Genomic DNA, 14,048 nt, shown 5'->3' with positions numbered 1-14,048 from the left:
CGTGCGGCCAGAAAAGAGACAGCCCCGCACGTCCGGTCGGCTATCATGCCTATCCTCTCCGAAGTAGCTCCTTATGATTTCCGTCCGTAATGTCACCCTGCGCCGCGGCGTCAATGTCGTACTCGATAGCGCGTCCGTCACCTTCACTCCCGGCGAAAAGATCGGTCTTGTCGGCCGTAATGGCGCCGGCAAGTCATCCTTCTTCGGCCTTCTCAACGGCACGCTGCACGAAGACAGCGGCGAGTTCTCGATTCCCGCTGCATGGAGGATGGGCCAGGTCGCGCAGGAGATGCCGGAGACCGAGCAGAGTGCGACCGACTTCGTAATCGAAGGTGACACCGTGCTGCTGGCCGCGCAGGCCGAAGTGGCCGCCGCTGAGGCCAGCGACGACGGCATGCGCATGGCGCACGCCTACATGGCCTTGCACGACGCCGGGGCACATGATGCCCCCGCACGTGCCCAGGCGCTGATCCAGGGCCTGGGCTTTAGCGCTGCGCAGCTCGACCAGCCTGTCAACAGTTTCTCCGGCGGCTGGCGTATGCGACTGCAACTGGCGCGCGCGCTCATGTGTCCGTCCGACTTGCTGTTGCTCGACGAACCGACCAATCACCTCGACCTCGACGCGTTGGTCTGGCTGGAAGCGTGGCTCAAGCGCTATCAGGGAACCATGGTGGTGATCAGCCACGATCGCGAATTCCTCGACGCGGTGACGCAGGTGACAGTGCACGTCGACAACGCCAAACTCGTGCGTTACGGCGGCAACTACAGCAAGTTCGAAGAAATGCGCGCCGAGCAACTGGTGTTGCAGCAGGCCGCGGTGGCGAGGCAGGCGGACAAGATCGCTCACCTGCAGAAATTCATCGACCGTTTCAAGGCCAAGGCCTCGAAGGCGAAGCAGGCGCAGAGCCGGGTCAAGGCGCTCGAACGCATGGAGAAGATCGCACCGGTGCTGGCCGATGCAGAGTTCACCTTCGAGTTCAAGGAGCCGCTCAACGTCCCGAACCCGCTGTTGTCGATGCTGGACGCGAGTTTCGGCTATCCGGCGCCGGACGACGCACCGCTGGGCACGCCGCCGACGCTCATCGTGCGGGGCATCAACCGATCCGTGCTGGCCGGCCAGCGCATCGGCATTCTTGGCGCCAACGGCCAGGGCAAGTCCACTCTGGTGAAGACGGTGGCGCATGAGCTGGCGCCGATTGCCGGCGAAATCAGCGAAGGCAAAGGCCTGAACATCGGCTACTTCGCACAGCAGGAACTCGATGTGCTGCGTCCTCTGGACACGCCGCTGGAACACATGATCCGCCTTGCCAGGGACACGCCGGCGCACCTGCGCGCGCCTGGCCAGAGCGGCACCGAACAATCGCTTCGAACCTTCCTCGGCACCTTCAACTTCAGTGGCGACATGGTCCATCAGGCGGTCGGCACGATGAGCGGGGGCGAAAAGGCGCGGCTCGTGTTGTGCATGATTGTGTGGCAGCGTCCCAACCTGCTGCTGCTCGACGAGCCGACCAACCACCTCGACCTGGCCACACGCGAAGCGCTAGGCATGGCACTCAACGAATTCGAAGGCACGGTGATGCTGGTCAGTCACGACCGGTCGCTGCTGCGCGCGGTATGTGACGAGTTCTGGCTCGTTACCAAAGGTGGCGTCGAGCCGTTCGACGGCGATCTGGACGATTACCAGCAGTTCCTGCGCGACGAAGCCCGTCGCATGCGCGAACAAGCTGCCGGGGAGCAGAAGGTCATCGCCTGAACTAACCCTTTGGCAGCTCCAGTCTGGAAGCTGCCAACCCTCGGCCGGAAAGACATCCGTATAAAAGGCCTCGGTCTGCTCTGACGTGCCGCCGCAATCGCCAGCCTCATTGGCATCGCAAAACTCAACGGCGTCAATCCTGAAGCCTATCTGCGCTTCGTGCTTACACGCATCGCCGACCCGATCAACCGAATCAACGAACCCACACCGTGGGTCGTTGGCGCTCAGCTCGGCACCGCAGTCTGAAGAATCGCAATCTCCAATCAGGACGCCGCTGGTGTCACGCTTGCGGCACACCGTAGGAAACGCTTGGGAAACGATTGCCTCGTAACCTGGCGGGAGGACGAAGCCGGGCTCGCCAGCAGGCTCTGACGGGGGCTCTCCGCGAACGAGTGACAAACGGGAGGTTTCATGTACACCAAGGGCAACGCCACCGTCATGAACAAATGGGTTCGGGCTTTTTTCGACGGCCCTGAGCATTCGGGCAAGAAGTCGGATAACAAGCGATACGACGAACCACCGGCCGAGTTCTTTACCGCCTTTGGCGACAAGATGAAAAAGTGGACCGACCATGGCAAACGGATTGGTGTTCCAAATAGCACGAAGACCGGGTACGTTTGGACGCCCGGCACGGACGAAAAGTACTTCAAGGACAACACCGAATCCGGCTTGCTGTACCGGAAAGGGTGGGGCTTCGCGACCTGATTACAAGCCGCAAACTCTCAACGATCGACAGGCTGCGGCCGGGTGCCCCCGGCCGCAGCCGCCGAGGGTGACAGATCGATATTTCCCGTTCAGCTGGTCGCGCCGATTATGCCTTTATGCAGGTAGTCCCGCGCGAACTGATTATCGCCGGCTTTTTTACTGGTAAATCTCAACACGAAAAACTCCCACTTGTCGCCGGAACGTTTGCCGAACGTGGTCGCGGATATCTTGGCTGGAGCCGAGCCGCCACCACCGTCGGACATGTAGTTCGACGGTGCGATGCTCATCGTTTTCGAACTTCCAAGTGTCGAGAAAGTGGTCGCGATCTGTTCGTCTTGCTGTCTGCGCTGTTCGTCGCGGCCGCCTTGGCCGGCGCTTGCCGCATTGGCATGCACGGCGAGGCACACGCCGTCCGCAGTGACGGAGCCGGCGCCGAACGTGCAGCCGTCCATTGCAGCGGTAAACATCCACTCGGCGCTCTTGTGCAGAACGCCGCCGCAAGTTTTATTTTGCATATAGGGCAAGTAGTACGCGCGCAGGGGGAATGGGGCTTTGTCACCAGCTCTGACTAGCGCGAAGACGTCGCCTGTCGTTGAATTCGCGTTAGGCACTTTTTTCACGGTGACGGGAATGACAGGCGCTGGCCTGATAACGAAAGCTTCCCCGCCGACATCTGGAAGCAGATATTCCTGGCGAAGCACGTTTATGTTCGGATAAACCACGTTATTCGAAAGAAAATCGTACGGATCACGCTGGAAGTCTTCCTGAGGGGTGCTCATAGTCGTAGTTTGTCCATGGAGAGTGCGTGAGGAAACCGGCCCAAAAGGCGTGACAACCGGCCAGACCGGGTCGATGAGGATTTCGCCCGTTTCCGTACGCGGGCACCTTCGACGAAATCATTTCGCAGGCGCGTTCCCGAGTCGTTTCCGTAATCTATTTGCCGCCTTCGTCCAGCTGTTCCTTGGCGGCGAGACTGCTGAATCCGGCCCGCATGTCGGTGACTGCCGCGGCCAGCCACACTCGGGTCCGGACGACCGAAGAAAAAGATCACTGTGCGCGCCCCGATCGATCTAAACCCCCGCGCTTCGCCGCTTCCTCGCCAACGGAGCACACCCGCCAAACCGCTCCACAATGAAGTCCACGAACGTGCGAATCTTCGGCGGCGGTTTGCGGTCCGCCGCCATCAGCACATGCATCGGCCGTGCGTGCGGCGTGTAGTCGGGCAACAGCGGCACCAGCCGGCCGGCGCGGAGGTCATCGTCAAGCAGGATCTCGGGCTGCATGATGATGCCGAGCCCGCTGAGCGCGGCCATTCGCAGTGCTTCGCCATTGTTCGCGGTGAGGCTAAGCGACACCGGCACAACGACCTCGCCTTCGGGTCCCTGCAGCCGCCAGTTGCGGCCCGCTACCGGATGCGCAAATCCGAGGCAACTATGTTGCGTGAGATCGTTAGGCGCCACTGGCACGCCATGCCGTTCGAGATAGCCCGGCGACGCACAGACCACCGATCGATACGGGCGCAACGCACGCGCGACCATAGACGAATTCGCGAGCTCGCCGATACGCACCGCCACGTCAAACCCTTCGTCAACGAAATCGATGCTCTGGTCGCTGACCACAAGATCGATCGCGACATCCGGATGCGCCGCACGATAGTCGACGCAGGCCGGAGCAAGCGCATGCACACCGAACGAAACGGGCGTGAGCACGCGCAGCCGGCCGCGCGCTTCCCCATGCAGTTCGGCGCCGATCGCCTCGGCGTCGGCTACGTCGGCGAGAATGCGGCGGCATCGCTCGTAATAGTGCTGCCCGAGTTCAGTGAGACTTTGCCGGCGCGTGGTGCGATTCAACAGGCGGCCGCCGAGCAGCGTTTCGAGCGCACGGATGTGATGCCCGACCATGGTCCCCGTCAGCCGGAACTCCTCCGCGGCGGCCGCGAAACTGCCTCGCTCCACGACCCGCACGAAGATCGCCATGCTTTCCAGTCTGTCCAATTGCGAAGTGTCCTTTGGTTATGTTCGAAGCGAACTCGTCTTTTTCCGCATCCTCCGCGCGGCAACAATCTCGACAGGGACGTGGAATTGTCCACGTACGACATCGCAGACCATTGAGGGAGATGCATGATGCTATCGCAACCGACACTTCGCGAACGCGGCGCCGCGCTGCTCGAACAACTTCACGGGTCCGGGTCCGCACAGGCGTTGAGGGCCGACATGGAAGGGCTGTGCCCGGACTTTGTCGAGATGTCGATCGAGTGGGCGCTGGGCGGCGTAATGGCACGCCCGGGGCTCGACCTGATCACCCGCGAACTCGTCGTCATCGCGTCGTGCGTGACGCTCGGCCATCCCGTCACCCAGTTGCGCGCGCATGTTCATGCCGCCTTGGCAGCAGGCGCGACTCGCGAGCAGATCATCGAATCCATTCTGCAGTTGATGTTCTATGCCGGTGGCGCGTCAGTGCGCAATGCGCTCGTGCATTGCCGGGATTTGCTGGCTGTTCAAACTGATTCCGTTAGCGCGGCCGGATAAACGGAAGCAGACCCGCTCGGACAGAGCGAGGCTGAGCGACTATGCGCTGCGCTCCAGATCGCTCTCCATTTTCTCCACAAGCGCGTCGCGCATCAACGCGACGGGCCGCACCAGGCGACCGGGCAGCATGCCGTGCACGAGCCACACGTTCAGCACGTTGTGGAAGTCCGTCACGTCGATGCGCTGCAGCGATTCACGGTAGGCGCTGCGCTCCAGCATTTCCGGCACGGCGAGCCCGATGCCCATGCCCCGGGCCACCAGCGAAAGTTGCAACTCGGACCCAAACGCCTCGACCGCGACGCTGAACTGCAAGCCGGCCGACGACATCGCCCGACTCAGCGCGGAACGCATCCCGCAGCCGTCCTGGTTCAACACCCATGGATGACGCGAAAGCTCGGCGAGTGTCGTCGGTTCGTCGGGCAAGCCGAACGAACGCGGCGCCACAACGATGGCCCGTTTGTCGCCGAGCCGCGTTGCCGTCATCGCTTCGGGTAGTGGAATGCCGATGGGTAACAACACGACGGCCGCATCCACGGCGCCACGCTCCACGTTCTGCAACAAGCCCGGCGACCAGCCGGCCGTCACGCGCAGCGTCAGCTTCGGAAAGGCACTGCGCAAACGGTCGACGGGCCGTTCGAGCGCGAGTTCGGATAGAAACGGCGGGACGCCGATTCTCAACTCTCCGGTCGATTCGCTGTCGGGCGACGCCACGGCCATCAGGTCGTCGACGGCGCGCAGCACCGTGCGCGCCAGACCGTAGACCTCATTGCCCGCCGCAGTCGGCTTGAGCGGTTTGCTCTGCCGGTCCAGCAACTCGGCGCCGAGCATCGTCTCCAGATTCTGAACGCGGCGCGTGAGTCCGGGCTGCGTGAGAAACAGCTTCTCTGCCGCCCGCACCATCGATCCGCTTTCGACCACTGCCACGAAAGCCTGCAAGTCACGTGTGTTCATGAATAACTCGCATAAAGATTATCGACATATTTCAATTGTCGCATAACGTCGCCATCCGTACGATAAGCCGGAGCTACCTCAACCGGAGTGGAACGATGAATCAACCCGCCGAGACGTCCGCGCGGCCCTTGCCTCCTTTGCCTGCCACGACCGTACCTTCGGCGCCGCCGGCGCCGGCTGCCGGCCTGACCGCGCCGCTCACGCTGTTTTTCGCGGCCGCGGTCGGTGTGATCATCGTGAACCTGTCGGCGGCGCAACCATTGACGGGGCCCGTCAGCCGCGCGCTGAACCTGCCGCCCGAACTCGCCGGACTGATCGCCATGCTGCCGCAGTTGGGCTACGCGGCTGGCTTGCTTCTGCTCGTGCCGTTGTGCGATCTGCTCGAGAACCGCAAGCTTATTTTTCGGACGCTGATGTGCTGTGCGGTGTTTCTCGGCATTGCGGCGCTCGCACGGTCGGGTTGGCTGTTTCTCCTGTCGGTGTCGCTGGCGGGCGCGACGTCGAGCGTGATTCAGATGCTCGTGCCGATGGCAGCGTCGATGGCGCCTGAACACGGACGCGGGCGGGCAATCGGCAACGTGATGAGCGGGCTGATGATCGGGATTCTGCTGTCACGCCCACTCGCCAGTGTGATCGCGGGATCGTTCGGCTGGCGCGCGTTCTTCGGCATCGAGGCGTGCGCCGACGCGCTGCTTGCCGTGGTCCTATATACGCAGTTGCCGACCCACCGGCCGCTCGCGACGGCCCGTTATCCGGCGTTGCTGCGCTCCCTGTGGACGCTGCTGCGCACCGAACCCATCCTGCAACGCCGCGCCACGCTGGCGGCGCTCGGGCTTGGCGCGTTCAGCGCGTTCTGGACCGCCATCGCTTTGCTGCTCGCGCAGCCGCCGTTCTCGCTCGGCATGCACGGCATCGCCGCGTTTGCACTGGCGGGTGCGAGCGGGGCGATCGTCACGCCGCTCGCCGGTTATCTCGGCGATCGCGGGGCGCAGCGCATCACACAACTGATCGCGCATCTGTTGATGATTGCGGCCGTGCTCGTCATGGGCGCAGCCGGTGCGGGCTGGGGCGGATTCCCGGTCACCACGCATCCCGGTCTCGCACTCGCGCTGCTGGTTGCCGGCGCGGCAGCGCTCGACGCGGGTCTGATCACCGATCAAACGCTCGGACGGCGCGCGATTAATCTCATCAACCCGGCGGCGCGCGGCCGATTGAATGCGCTCTTCGTGGGTATTTTCTTTATCGGCGGCGCGCTCGGTGCGTTGCTATCGGGGGCGGCCTGGGCGTGGGCCGGATGGAGTGGCGTTTGCAGCGTGGTACTGGGGTTCACGATTGCGGCGCTTCTGTTCGGATTCTTTGACCGGGCCAAAGCGTCGCTCCAGAACTGACCATCTTCAGTTTGATAAACGAAGCAGATCTCACTGACGCGGAATCTCGCCCAGACCTGCTTCAGCCGGCGCGAGGGCCAGACGGAGTTCCCTGTAAGCAGTCACCAGCGCGTCAAGGCTAAATGTCCGGTTCAGGCCGCTGGGATTGGGCAACACCCATACGCGGGCGCCGCCGAATAGTGCCGGTTGCGGGCCCCAGTCGATGTCGCGCGTGCCCGACATCGCGCTGAGCGCCATCTTGCCGAGGAAGGCAACGCAGTGCGGCGCATATCCTTCAATCTTCCGCTCGAATTCGATCGCGGCGGCTTTGAATTCCCCTTGTGACAGTTCGTCCGCTCGTGCGGTCGGACGCGACACCACGGTGGTCAGGCCACAGCCATACTGCAGGATTGTGCGATCGTCTTGAGGATCGATCTGTGCAGGCGTAAAACCGGCCAGATGAAGGGTCCGCCAGAACCGATTGCCTCTGCCGGCAAAGTGGTGGCCGGTCGACGCCGCGCGGAGGCCCGGATTGATGCCGCAAAACACCACTGATAAACCCGGCGCCAGGATATCAGGAAGACCTTGAAGTGAATCGGCGTGAGTCACGGATGGGGTAAGCCTTTTCATGGAGTGCATTCGAGCCGCGGAGTAAGAACAACGGGCCGCCTCAACGATACCGTCTTCCGATTGCATGCGGGGGAGCGTCTTTATACTCGACGCTCATGCTGCATAACCGTGCCGGCGGCGGTTTGGAAGTGCGGTTGACATTGACAGGCCTACGCTAAAGATATGGACCGGATCGACGCAATGAAGGTGTTCGTGGCCACGCTGGACGAAGGCAGCCTGGTTGGCGCCGGCCGCCGGCTCGGACGATCCCCGGCGGCGGTGAGCCGCGCCATCGCGTTCCTTGAGGAGCACACGGGAACGGCCTTGCTGCACCGGACCACGCGGACAATCAGGCTCAGTGCGGCGGGTGAACGTTATGCGTCGGCCTGCCGGCGCATCCTGACCGATCTCGAGGAAGCCGACTTGCTGGTAGCAGACGAGCGCTCGGCGCCACGAGGGCTGCTCACGGTGACCGCGCCCGTTGCCGCGGGTGAGGACGTGCTGCGTCCGATCCTCGACGATTTCATCGATCGCCATCCCGCGGTGCCGATACGCCTGCAACTGCTCGACCGTCCAGTCAGCCTGATCGACGAAGGAATCGACGTGGCGCTGCGTATCGCGCATCTGGCGGACTCGACGCTGATCGCGATACCCGTGGGCGAAGTCCGGCGCGTTGTCGCGGCTTCGCCGCAGTACCTGGCCACTCATCCTGACATTAACGAACCGGCTGATCTCGCGCATCATCAAATCGTCGCGATGACGCACTTCGGGCTGGACTCCTGGAGCTTTCCGGCCGCCGGCCGCTCGGCGATTCCCCAGGTCGTGCAGTTGACCCCGCGTTTTACAGTCAACACGATCCGGGCGGCGATTGCCTCGGCAGTCGCCGGCCACGGTGTCACCCGGATGTTTTCGTATCACATTGCCGAACAGGTCAGGAACGGCTCGTTGAAGATCGTGTTGCGCGATAGCGAGCATTCGCCTCTGCCCGTACACCTCCTGACGCCGCACGGACGCCTGTCGGTCCCCAAAGTGCGTGCTTTCGTTGATTTCGCGGCGCCGCGCCTGCGCCAGCATTTCGAGCAACTTCAACAGTTTACCGACACGGATTGAATCTCGCTGCGGAAGAATGTCTTCCGTATCGCGGCGATTCTCCCGTAATTCGATTCAATCTAGACTGACTCACGTTATTGGCAGGGTATCCAGCAGGTGCCCGTATTCGGGAGGCAGTTATGGAACAGGCGGTCGCTCATTCCCCATCCAACCCTTTCCAGGGGGCCTTGCGCGGCTATGCCGAGCGCAACGAGACTTACTGGCGGCGCAACCTTGCGGTCTGCGTGATCGGGTCGTTCACCACGCTAGTCAGTCTGAGCATGCTGTTGCCGTTCCTGCCGCTGTACGTGCGCCAGCTCGGCGTCGAATCCCAGTCGGCAGTTATCCAATGGTCCGGGGTTGCCTTCGGCGCGACGTTCCTGGGAACCGCGGTGACCGCGCCGCTCTGGGGGCGTCTTGCCGATCGTTACGGCCGCAAGCCGATGCTGATTCGCGCGGCGGTGGGCATGGCGATCGTGATGTCGCTGATCGGCATGGCGCATAACGTCTACGAACTGGTCGCGCTGCGTTTGATCGCGGGGCTTGTGGGCGGTTACGCTTCGGCTTCCACTGTCATGGTCGGCACGCAGGCGCCGCGCGAGCGGGCCGGCTGGGCGTTGGGGATTCTGTCCACTGGCGCGCTCGCGGGCAACCTGATTGGACCATTGATCGGCGGACTGCTGCCGGGCTGGATTGGAATCCGCGGTACGTTCTTCGCCGGCGGCGCGATGATCGCCGTCGCCGCCTTGCTCACCATCTTCGTCGTGAAGGAGGATTTTCATCCGGCCACCGACGCGAGGGGGCGGGGCATCAATACGACCAGCGCACCGGCTCGCCGCACGGACTACGTGGTCGTGGCAACGATCCTGGTGACGGCGATGATGGTCCTGCTCGCCAATATGTCGATCGAGCCGATCATTACCGTCTATATCGGCAGCCTGAATGTGCATGCGGATCATCTGGCGCGCATTGCCGGCGTGGTGATGGCGTGTTCCGCGTTGGGCAGCATCCTGACAGCAGCGCGGCTTGGTGCGCTCGCTGATCGCATCGGCAGCTGGAATGTCATCATCGGCTGCCTGGTGCTCACCGGTGTGGTGATGGTGCCGCAAGCGTTCGTGACCGAGTGGTGGCAACTCGCCGGCTTACGTGTGTTGATGGGGATGACGCTCGCGGGCTTGCTGCCTGCCATTGCCAAGCTTGCAAGACAGTCCGTCGACGAAAGCAGAACCGGCCAGATGCTCGGCTATCTGCAATCGGCCCAGTTCAGCGGCCAGGTGGTCGGCCCGGTGATCGGCGGCCAGATCGGGGTTCTGTTTGGACTGCACTCGGTGTTTTTCGTCACCGGCGCACTGCTGGTGATCTGTGCCGGTCTCGCTCAATGGGCGCGAATGCGTTAGCCGGCGCGAGCGCCGAATCGGACGATGTCAGTCACGCACAACGCGCGTCGCGTGTTCGCGGCGTGACTGACCCACTACGATCCCAGTCTTTCCATCAGGAAGTCGACAAAGCTCCGCACCCGCGACGACAGATGTCGGGCGTGCGGATAGATCAGAACGAAGGGTCGCGAACAACCGCCATAAGGGATGAGCAATTCGTTGAGCGTGCCTGCGGCGATGTCTTTGTCGACGATGAAACGGTAGGTCTGAAAAATGCCCGCTCCGTGGCGGGCCAGCGTTACTCCGGAAAGCACGTCGCCCGACGATCCATAACCGCCGTGCGTCGTCATCTCCGTCTCCTTGCGCTCCTGGTTGAACACCCACAGAAGATTGCGGCCGGTACTCGGCCGCGCGTACTGGATGCAGTCGTGATGGATCAGATCCTCCGGCGTCTCCAGTTTGCCGGCGCGGCGCAGGTAAGCCGGCGAGGCGACGACCACCAGTTCCGCATCCTCGATCTTTCGCGCGATCAGACCGGAGTCGCTCGGTGCACGTCCGCGGATGGCAAGGTCAAAGCCCTCTTCCGCAAAGTCGATATTGCGGTTGCTGAGGTGTGCTTCGACCGTGACGTCGGGATAGCGCGCACGAAAGTCCGCTAGCAGAGGAAGAACGCGATAGTGCCCATACGGTGTCGGCATGCTGATGCGCAACACGCCGCTCGGGGTGGTTTGCTGGCCGGTTGCTTCGCGTTCGGCATCGGTGAGCAGGTTCAACGCCTGGCGGCATTGTTCGAAGTACCGCCTTCCTGCATCCGTCAGCCGGATCTGCCGGGTGGTTCGCACAAACAGGCGCACATTCAGGCGTGTTTCGAGGCGGGAGACCGAGCGGCTGACGGCAGCCGGCGTGACGCTCGCCGCGGTTGCAGCAAGCGTAAAACTCTCGAGTTCGGCCGCAAGACAGAACAGTTCGATACTGCCCAGAAGGACATCTTCAAATTGACGCTGCATGGACTCTCGACGACCTTCGATAGCGCGCTTTTCTGCTCGGGCAGAACGGCGCCCGGTACGGCCGCAAAGTGAACGCAACGGGCGGCGCGATCGCCTTCGGTGCGAAACAAGGGACCGTACAGAATATCAGGATATAGCGCGAAGGTCATCGAGACAGGACGTGTCATGATCGGGCGGACACGTCCCGCTGTTCAGGAGGGTTTGAGGCGTTGCTGCTTGCGATAGAGTTCGACCGGCAATCCGCCCCAGCCCCAGTTCTCGATGTCCACTTCCTCGATGACGACAAAGGTCGCCTCGAGCGGTTTGTTTAGCACATCGAACAGCAACTGGCTGACGCCCGCGATGAGCTGGGCTTTTTCGTCGGCAGTGACGGAATCGTTGCCGGGCTTGGAGCCCTCGCGGGTAACCTGAAGCGTGACGATAGGCATGTCGCCCTCCGCAATCGTCGATTGACTTGAAGCGCGCCGGCCGGCGGCGCCCGGGAGTGATCAGCGATCGGCCATCAGTGGCCGGCGCTCTGGCCGCCGTCCACGTGCAGGATTTCACCGGTCACGAACGGCGCCGAATCCAGATACAGCACAGCGCCTGCAACATCGCTCATTTCACCCATACGGCCCATCGGGTGCAGTGCGCCAAGTGCCGCGTGGTTATCCCCCGCGTGCATCGGCGACTTGATGATGCCTGGCGAAACGGCGTTGGCGCGGATACCCTTTTTCGCGTATTCGATCGCGAGCGACTTGGTGGCGGTGTTCAGGCCACCCTTGGTGAGCGACGCCAGTACCGACGGTACACCCTCGATGGCCTGGTCGGTCAGACTGGTCGTGATGGTGACCACGTGACCGCTGGCTTGCTTTTCCATCTCCGCGACAGCCAGTTGCGTAATGTAGAAGAAACCCGAGACATTCACGCCGATGGCGGCCGCGTAGTCTTCCGCGGTGTAATGCGTGAAGGGTTTGGCAAGGAAGATGCCGGCGTTGTTGACCAGCGTATCGACGCGCCCGAAGCGGGCGACGGCTTCGGAAATCACGCGCTGAGCGGTAGCCGGATCGGCGATATCGCCCGCGATGGTGACGATATCAGGATCGTCCGAGGGCTTGACCGATCGTGCGGTTGCGACGATGCGGTAATCGAGTTTGCGGAATGCGCTGACCAGTTCAGCGCCAATGCCTTGTGATGCGCCAGTAATAACGACGACTTTTTGTGACGTGCTCATGGTTGAACTCCAGATTGGATGCTTGGGATCAGATGCTGATCGGGCCGGTGGCTCCGATAGGGATCAAATCTAGGCGCATTGGCGCTGATTTCGAATACCCGCCATGGACAAACAGTCGTGCGTGCCAGGAACAAATGTCTCCCGTTGATTCACGCATATCGAAAGCGTGATTTGTTGGTTTGCCGCATTCAGCGCCGCTGATAGCATCGATTCGCAGTTTCAGACCTTTTTTGAAACCGGCGAATCCGGCTAGCTGTGCGACGCGAAGTGAAGTGAAAGCACGTCCGTGGCATGCATGTGCCGCCGGATCGCCTGGCATCTCCGGCAAGGCACGACTTCATGACCGAGGCAAACAACATCATCGCGGCGGCATTGCCGATTCTCGATCTGGCGCAATTCGATCACGGCGACACCGAGGCGCGCGCCGTGTTTCTGGCGAATCTGCGCCAGGCCGCGCGCGATATCGGCTTTTTCTATTTGCGCGGCCACGGCGTCGACGCGCAGCTGATCGACTCGGTACAGACGCTGTCGCGGCGCTTCTTTCTGCTACCCGAAGCGGAAAAACGCGCGCTCGATATGGTGCGCTCCGCGCAGTTCCGCGGCTATACGCGAGCCGGCGGCGAACTGACGCGCGGCCAGCCCGATTGGCGCGAGCAGTTCGATATCGGTGCCGAGCGGCCGCCGATTACACAGGGTGACGGTGTGCCGGTATGGACTCGTCTGCAAGGGCCGAATCAATGGCCGGCTACGTTGCCCGAACTGAAGCCTGTGTTGCTGCGCTGGCAAGCCGAATTGACGCGCGTGGCGATCCGTTTGCTGGGCGCGTTCGCTGCGGCGCTCGAGCAACCTGAGGACGCATTCGAACCGGTCTACGGCGATACGCCGAACCAGCACATCAAGATCATTCGCTACCCGGGCCGCGAGTCGGCGAGAAGCGATCAGGGCGTTGGCGCGCACAAGGATTCGAGCTTCCTGAGCTTTCTGCTGCAGGACCGCCAGGCCGGCCTGCAAGTCGCCACCGACGACGGTCAGTGGATCGACGCCGCGCCGCTGCCGGGCACCTTCGTCGTGAATATCGGCGAACTGCTGGAGCTGGCCACCAATGGCTATTTGCGTGCCACCGTGCATCGGGTGGTGAGTCCGCCGGTCGGCAGCGAGCGTTTGTCGATCGCGTTCTTTCTCGGCGCGCGGCTCGATGCGACGGTGCCGCTGCTGAGTTTGCCGCCGGCCCTTGCAGCCCAGGCGCGTGGTCCGGCGAGCGATCCCGACAATCCGCTGTTTCACGATGTCGGCCCGAATTATCTGAAAGGGCGCTTGCGCTCGCATCCGGATGTCGCGCAGCGTCACTACCAGGATGTGCTCGGCGCACAGCCTGCCTGAGCCCAGTCCAATCGGTTCCTTGCAGTGTCTTTTACGCGCGGCCGCCGGCTGCGTGTCGTTCAACCTTTCT

At 62.5% G+C, this 14,048-nt stretch carries 14 protein-coding genes and 1 pseudogene; 8 read left to right on the top strand and 7 right to left on the bottom strand.

Annotated features, from left to right (window positions below; translation table 11 throughout):
• The first annotated feature begins 73 nt into the window (after positions 1–73).
• The 3 genes and pseudogenes from GH665_RS34760 (at position 74) to GH665_RS34750 (ending at position 2,458) form a co-directional block, all read left to right on the top strand.
• Positions 74–1,753, top strand: coding sequence for an ABC-F family ATP-binding cassette domain-containing protein (locus tag GH665_RS34760; RefSeq protein ID WP_153141591.1), 1,680 nt, complete (start codon positions 74–76; stop codon positions 1,751–1,753).
• Positions 1,754–1,837: 84 nt separating this feature from the next.
• Positions 1,838–1,999: pseudogene (locus GH665_RS34755) on the top strand (transposase domain-containing protein); the annotation flags it as partial.
• Between the two features lie 165 nt (positions 2,000–2,164).
• Positions 2,165–2,458 carry a hypothetical protein gene (locus tag GH665_RS34750; protein WP_153141590.1) on the top strand — a complete coding sequence of 98 codons (294 nt, stop codon included), beginning with the start codon at positions 2,165–2,167 and terminating at the stop codon, positions 2,456–2,458.
• An 89-nt stretch (positions 2,459–2,547) separates the two neighbouring features.
• Here the strand turns inward: GH665_RS34750 and GH665_RS34745 are convergent, their stop codons facing one another.
• On the bottom strand, positions 2,548–3,237 hold the full coding sequence (locus GH665_RS34745) for a hypothetical protein (protein WP_153141589.1): 690 nt from the start codon (positions 3,235–3,237) through the stop codon (positions 2,548–2,550).
• A 291-nt stretch (positions 3,238–3,528) separates the two neighbouring features.
• Positions 3,529–4,452, bottom strand: a complete 924-nt coding sequence (locus tag GH665_RS34740) for a LysR family transcriptional regulator (RefSeq protein WP_153141588.1) — start codon at positions 4,450–4,452, stop codon at positions 3,529–3,531.
• 126 nt (positions 4,453–4,578) lie between these two features.
• On the opposite strand from GH665_RS34740, the gene GH665_RS34735 reads away from it, so the two are divergent.
• The gene (locus GH665_RS34735; RefSeq protein WP_217361929.1) at positions 4,579–4,986 is read left to right on the top strand and encodes a carboxymuconolactone decarboxylase family protein; all 408 of its coding nucleotides are present in this window, start codon (positions 4,579–4,581) and stop codon (positions 4,984–4,986) included.
• A 39-nt stretch (positions 4,987–5,025) separates the two neighbouring features.
• Here GH665_RS34735 and GH665_RS34730 read toward each other — a convergent pair whose 3' ends face one another.
• Positions 5,026–5,937 carry a LysR family transcriptional regulator gene (locus GH665_RS34730; protein WP_153141587.1) on the bottom strand — a complete coding sequence of 304 codons (912 nt, stop codon included), beginning with the start codon at positions 5,935–5,937 and terminating at the stop codon, positions 5,026–5,028.
• A gap of 95 nt (positions 5,938–6,032) precedes the next feature.
• Here GH665_RS34730 and GH665_RS34725 point away from each other — a divergent pair, with 95 nt between their 5' ends.
• On the top strand, positions 6,033–7,325 hold the full coding sequence (locus tag GH665_RS34725) for an MFS transporter (RefSeq protein ID WP_153141586.1): 1,293 nt from the start codon (positions 6,033–6,035) through the stop codon (positions 7,323–7,325).
• 30 nt (positions 7,326–7,355) lie between these two features.
• On the opposite strand, the gene mug is transcribed toward GH665_RS34725, so the two are convergent.
• Entirely contained in the window at positions 7,356–7,934 is a 579-nt protein-coding gene (mug, locus tag GH665_RS34720) for a G/U mismatch-specific DNA glycosylase (protein ID WP_153142451.1), read from the bottom strand.
• Positions 7,935–8,096: 162 nt separating this feature from the next.
• Between mug and GH665_RS34715 the strand changes: the two genes are divergently transcribed.
• Both GH665_RS34715 and GH665_RS34710 read left to right on the top strand, forming a co-directional pair.
• Positions 8,097–9,023, top strand: a complete 927-nt coding sequence (locus GH665_RS34715) for a LysR family transcriptional regulator (RefSeq protein ID WP_153141585.1) — start codon at positions 8,097–8,099, stop codon at positions 9,021–9,023.
• 119 nt (positions 9,024–9,142) lie between these two features.
• Positions 9,143–10,399, top strand: a complete 1,257-nt coding sequence (locus GH665_RS34710; RefSeq protein ID WP_153141584.1) for an MFS transporter — start codon at positions 9,143–9,145, stop codon at positions 10,397–10,399.
• A gap of 74 nt (positions 10,400–10,473) precedes the next feature.
• Here the strand turns inward: GH665_RS34710 and GH665_RS34705 are convergent, their stop codons facing one another.
• The 3 genes from GH665_RS34705 to GH665_RS34695 all read right to left on the bottom strand — a co-directional run bounded on the left by GH665_RS34705 (position 10,474) and on the right by GH665_RS34695 (position 12,598).
• The gene (locus tag GH665_RS34705) at positions 10,474–11,385 is read right to left on the bottom strand and encodes a LysR family transcriptional regulator (protein ID WP_153141583.1); all 912 of its coding nucleotides are present in this window, start codon (positions 11,383–11,385) and stop codon (positions 10,474–10,476) included.
• Between the two features lie 191 nt (positions 11,386–11,576).
• The gene (locus GH665_RS34700) at positions 11,577–11,813 is read right to left on the bottom strand and encodes a tautomerase family protein (protein WP_153141582.1); all 237 of its coding nucleotides are present in this window, start codon (positions 11,811–11,813) and stop codon (positions 11,577–11,579) included.
• A 74-nt stretch (positions 11,814–11,887) separates the two neighbouring features.
• Complete coding sequence (locus tag GH665_RS34695) at positions 11,888–12,598, bottom strand: SDR family NAD(P)-dependent oxidoreductase (protein ID WP_153141581.1); 711 nt, start codon at positions 12,596–12,598, stop codon at positions 11,888–11,890.
• A gap of 339 nt (positions 12,599–12,937) precedes the next feature.
• On the opposite strand from GH665_RS34695, the gene GH665_RS34690 reads away from it, so the two are divergent.
• On the top strand, positions 12,938–13,978 hold the full coding sequence (locus GH665_RS34690) for an isopenicillin N synthase family dioxygenase (RefSeq protein ID WP_153141580.1): 1,041 nt from the start codon (positions 12,938–12,940) through the stop codon (positions 13,976–13,978).
• Positions 13,979–14,048 lie beyond the last annotated feature (70 nt).

Origin of the sequence: Paraburkholderia agricolaris, assembly GCF_009455635.1 — a bacterium.
In the GTDB taxonomy this organism is placed as follows: Bacteria; Pseudomonadota; Gammaproteobacteria; order Burkholderiales; family Burkholderiaceae; genus Paraburkholderia; species Paraburkholderia agricolaris.
The sequence above is the reverse complement of the archived record's forward strand: the minus strand, read 5'-3'. Positions and strand labels throughout refer to the sequence as shown.

What these genes read in the sequence shown, in the direction of transcription:
- GH665_RS34760 (WP_153141591.1), top strand. Translation starts at nt 74, where the DNA reads ATGATTTCCGTCCGTAATGTCACCCTGCGCCGCGGCGTCAATGTCGTA.
- GH665_RS34725 (WP_153141586.1), top strand. Translation starts at nt 6,033, where the DNA reads ATGAATCAACCCGCCGAGACGTCCGCGCGGCCCTTGCCTCCTTTGCCT.
- GH665_RS34750 (WP_153141590.1), top strand. Translation starts at nt 2,165, where the DNA reads ATGTACACCAAGGGCAACGCCACCGTCATGAACAAATGGGTTCGGGCT.
- GH665_RS34700 (WP_153141582.1), bottom strand. Translation starts at nt 11,813, where the DNA reads ATGCCTATCGTCACGCTTCAGGTTACCCGCGAGGGCTCCAAGCCCGGC.
- mug (WP_153142451.1), bottom strand. Translation starts at nt 7,934, where the DNA reads ATGAAAAGGCTTACCCCATCCGTGACTCACGCCGATTCACTTCAAGGT.
- GH665_RS34695 (WP_153141581.1), bottom strand. Translation starts at nt 12,598, where the DNA reads ATGAGCACGTCACAAAAAGTCGTCGTTATTACTGGCGCATCACAAGGC.
- GH665_RS34745 (WP_153141589.1), bottom strand. Translation starts at nt 3,237, where the DNA reads ATGAGCACCCCTCAGGAAGACTTCCAGCGTGATCCGTACGATTTTCTT.
- GH665_RS34690 (WP_153141580.1), top strand. Translation starts at nt 12,938, where the DNA reads ATGACCGAGGCAAACAACATCATCGCGGCGGCATTGCCGATTCTCGAT.
- GH665_RS34730 (WP_153141587.1), bottom strand. Translation starts at nt 5,937, where the DNA reads ATGAACACACGTGACTTGCAGGCTTTCGTGGCAGTGGTCGAAAGCGGA.
- GH665_RS34715 (WP_153141585.1), top strand. Translation starts at nt 8,097, where the DNA reads ATGGACCGGATCGACGCAATGAAGGTGTTCGTGGCCACGCTGGACGAA.
- GH665_RS34735 (WP_217361929.1), top strand. Translation starts at nt 4,579, where the DNA reads ATGATGCTATCGCAACCGACACTTCGCGAACGCGGCGCCGCGCTGCTC.
- GH665_RS34705 (WP_153141583.1), bottom strand. Translation starts at nt 11,385, where the DNA reads ATGCAGCGTCAATTTGAAGATGTCCTTCTGGGCAGTATCGAACTGTTC.
- GH665_RS34710 (WP_153141584.1), top strand. Translation starts at nt 9,143, where the DNA reads ATGGAACAGGCGGTCGCTCATTCCCCATCCAACCCTTTCCAGGGGGCC.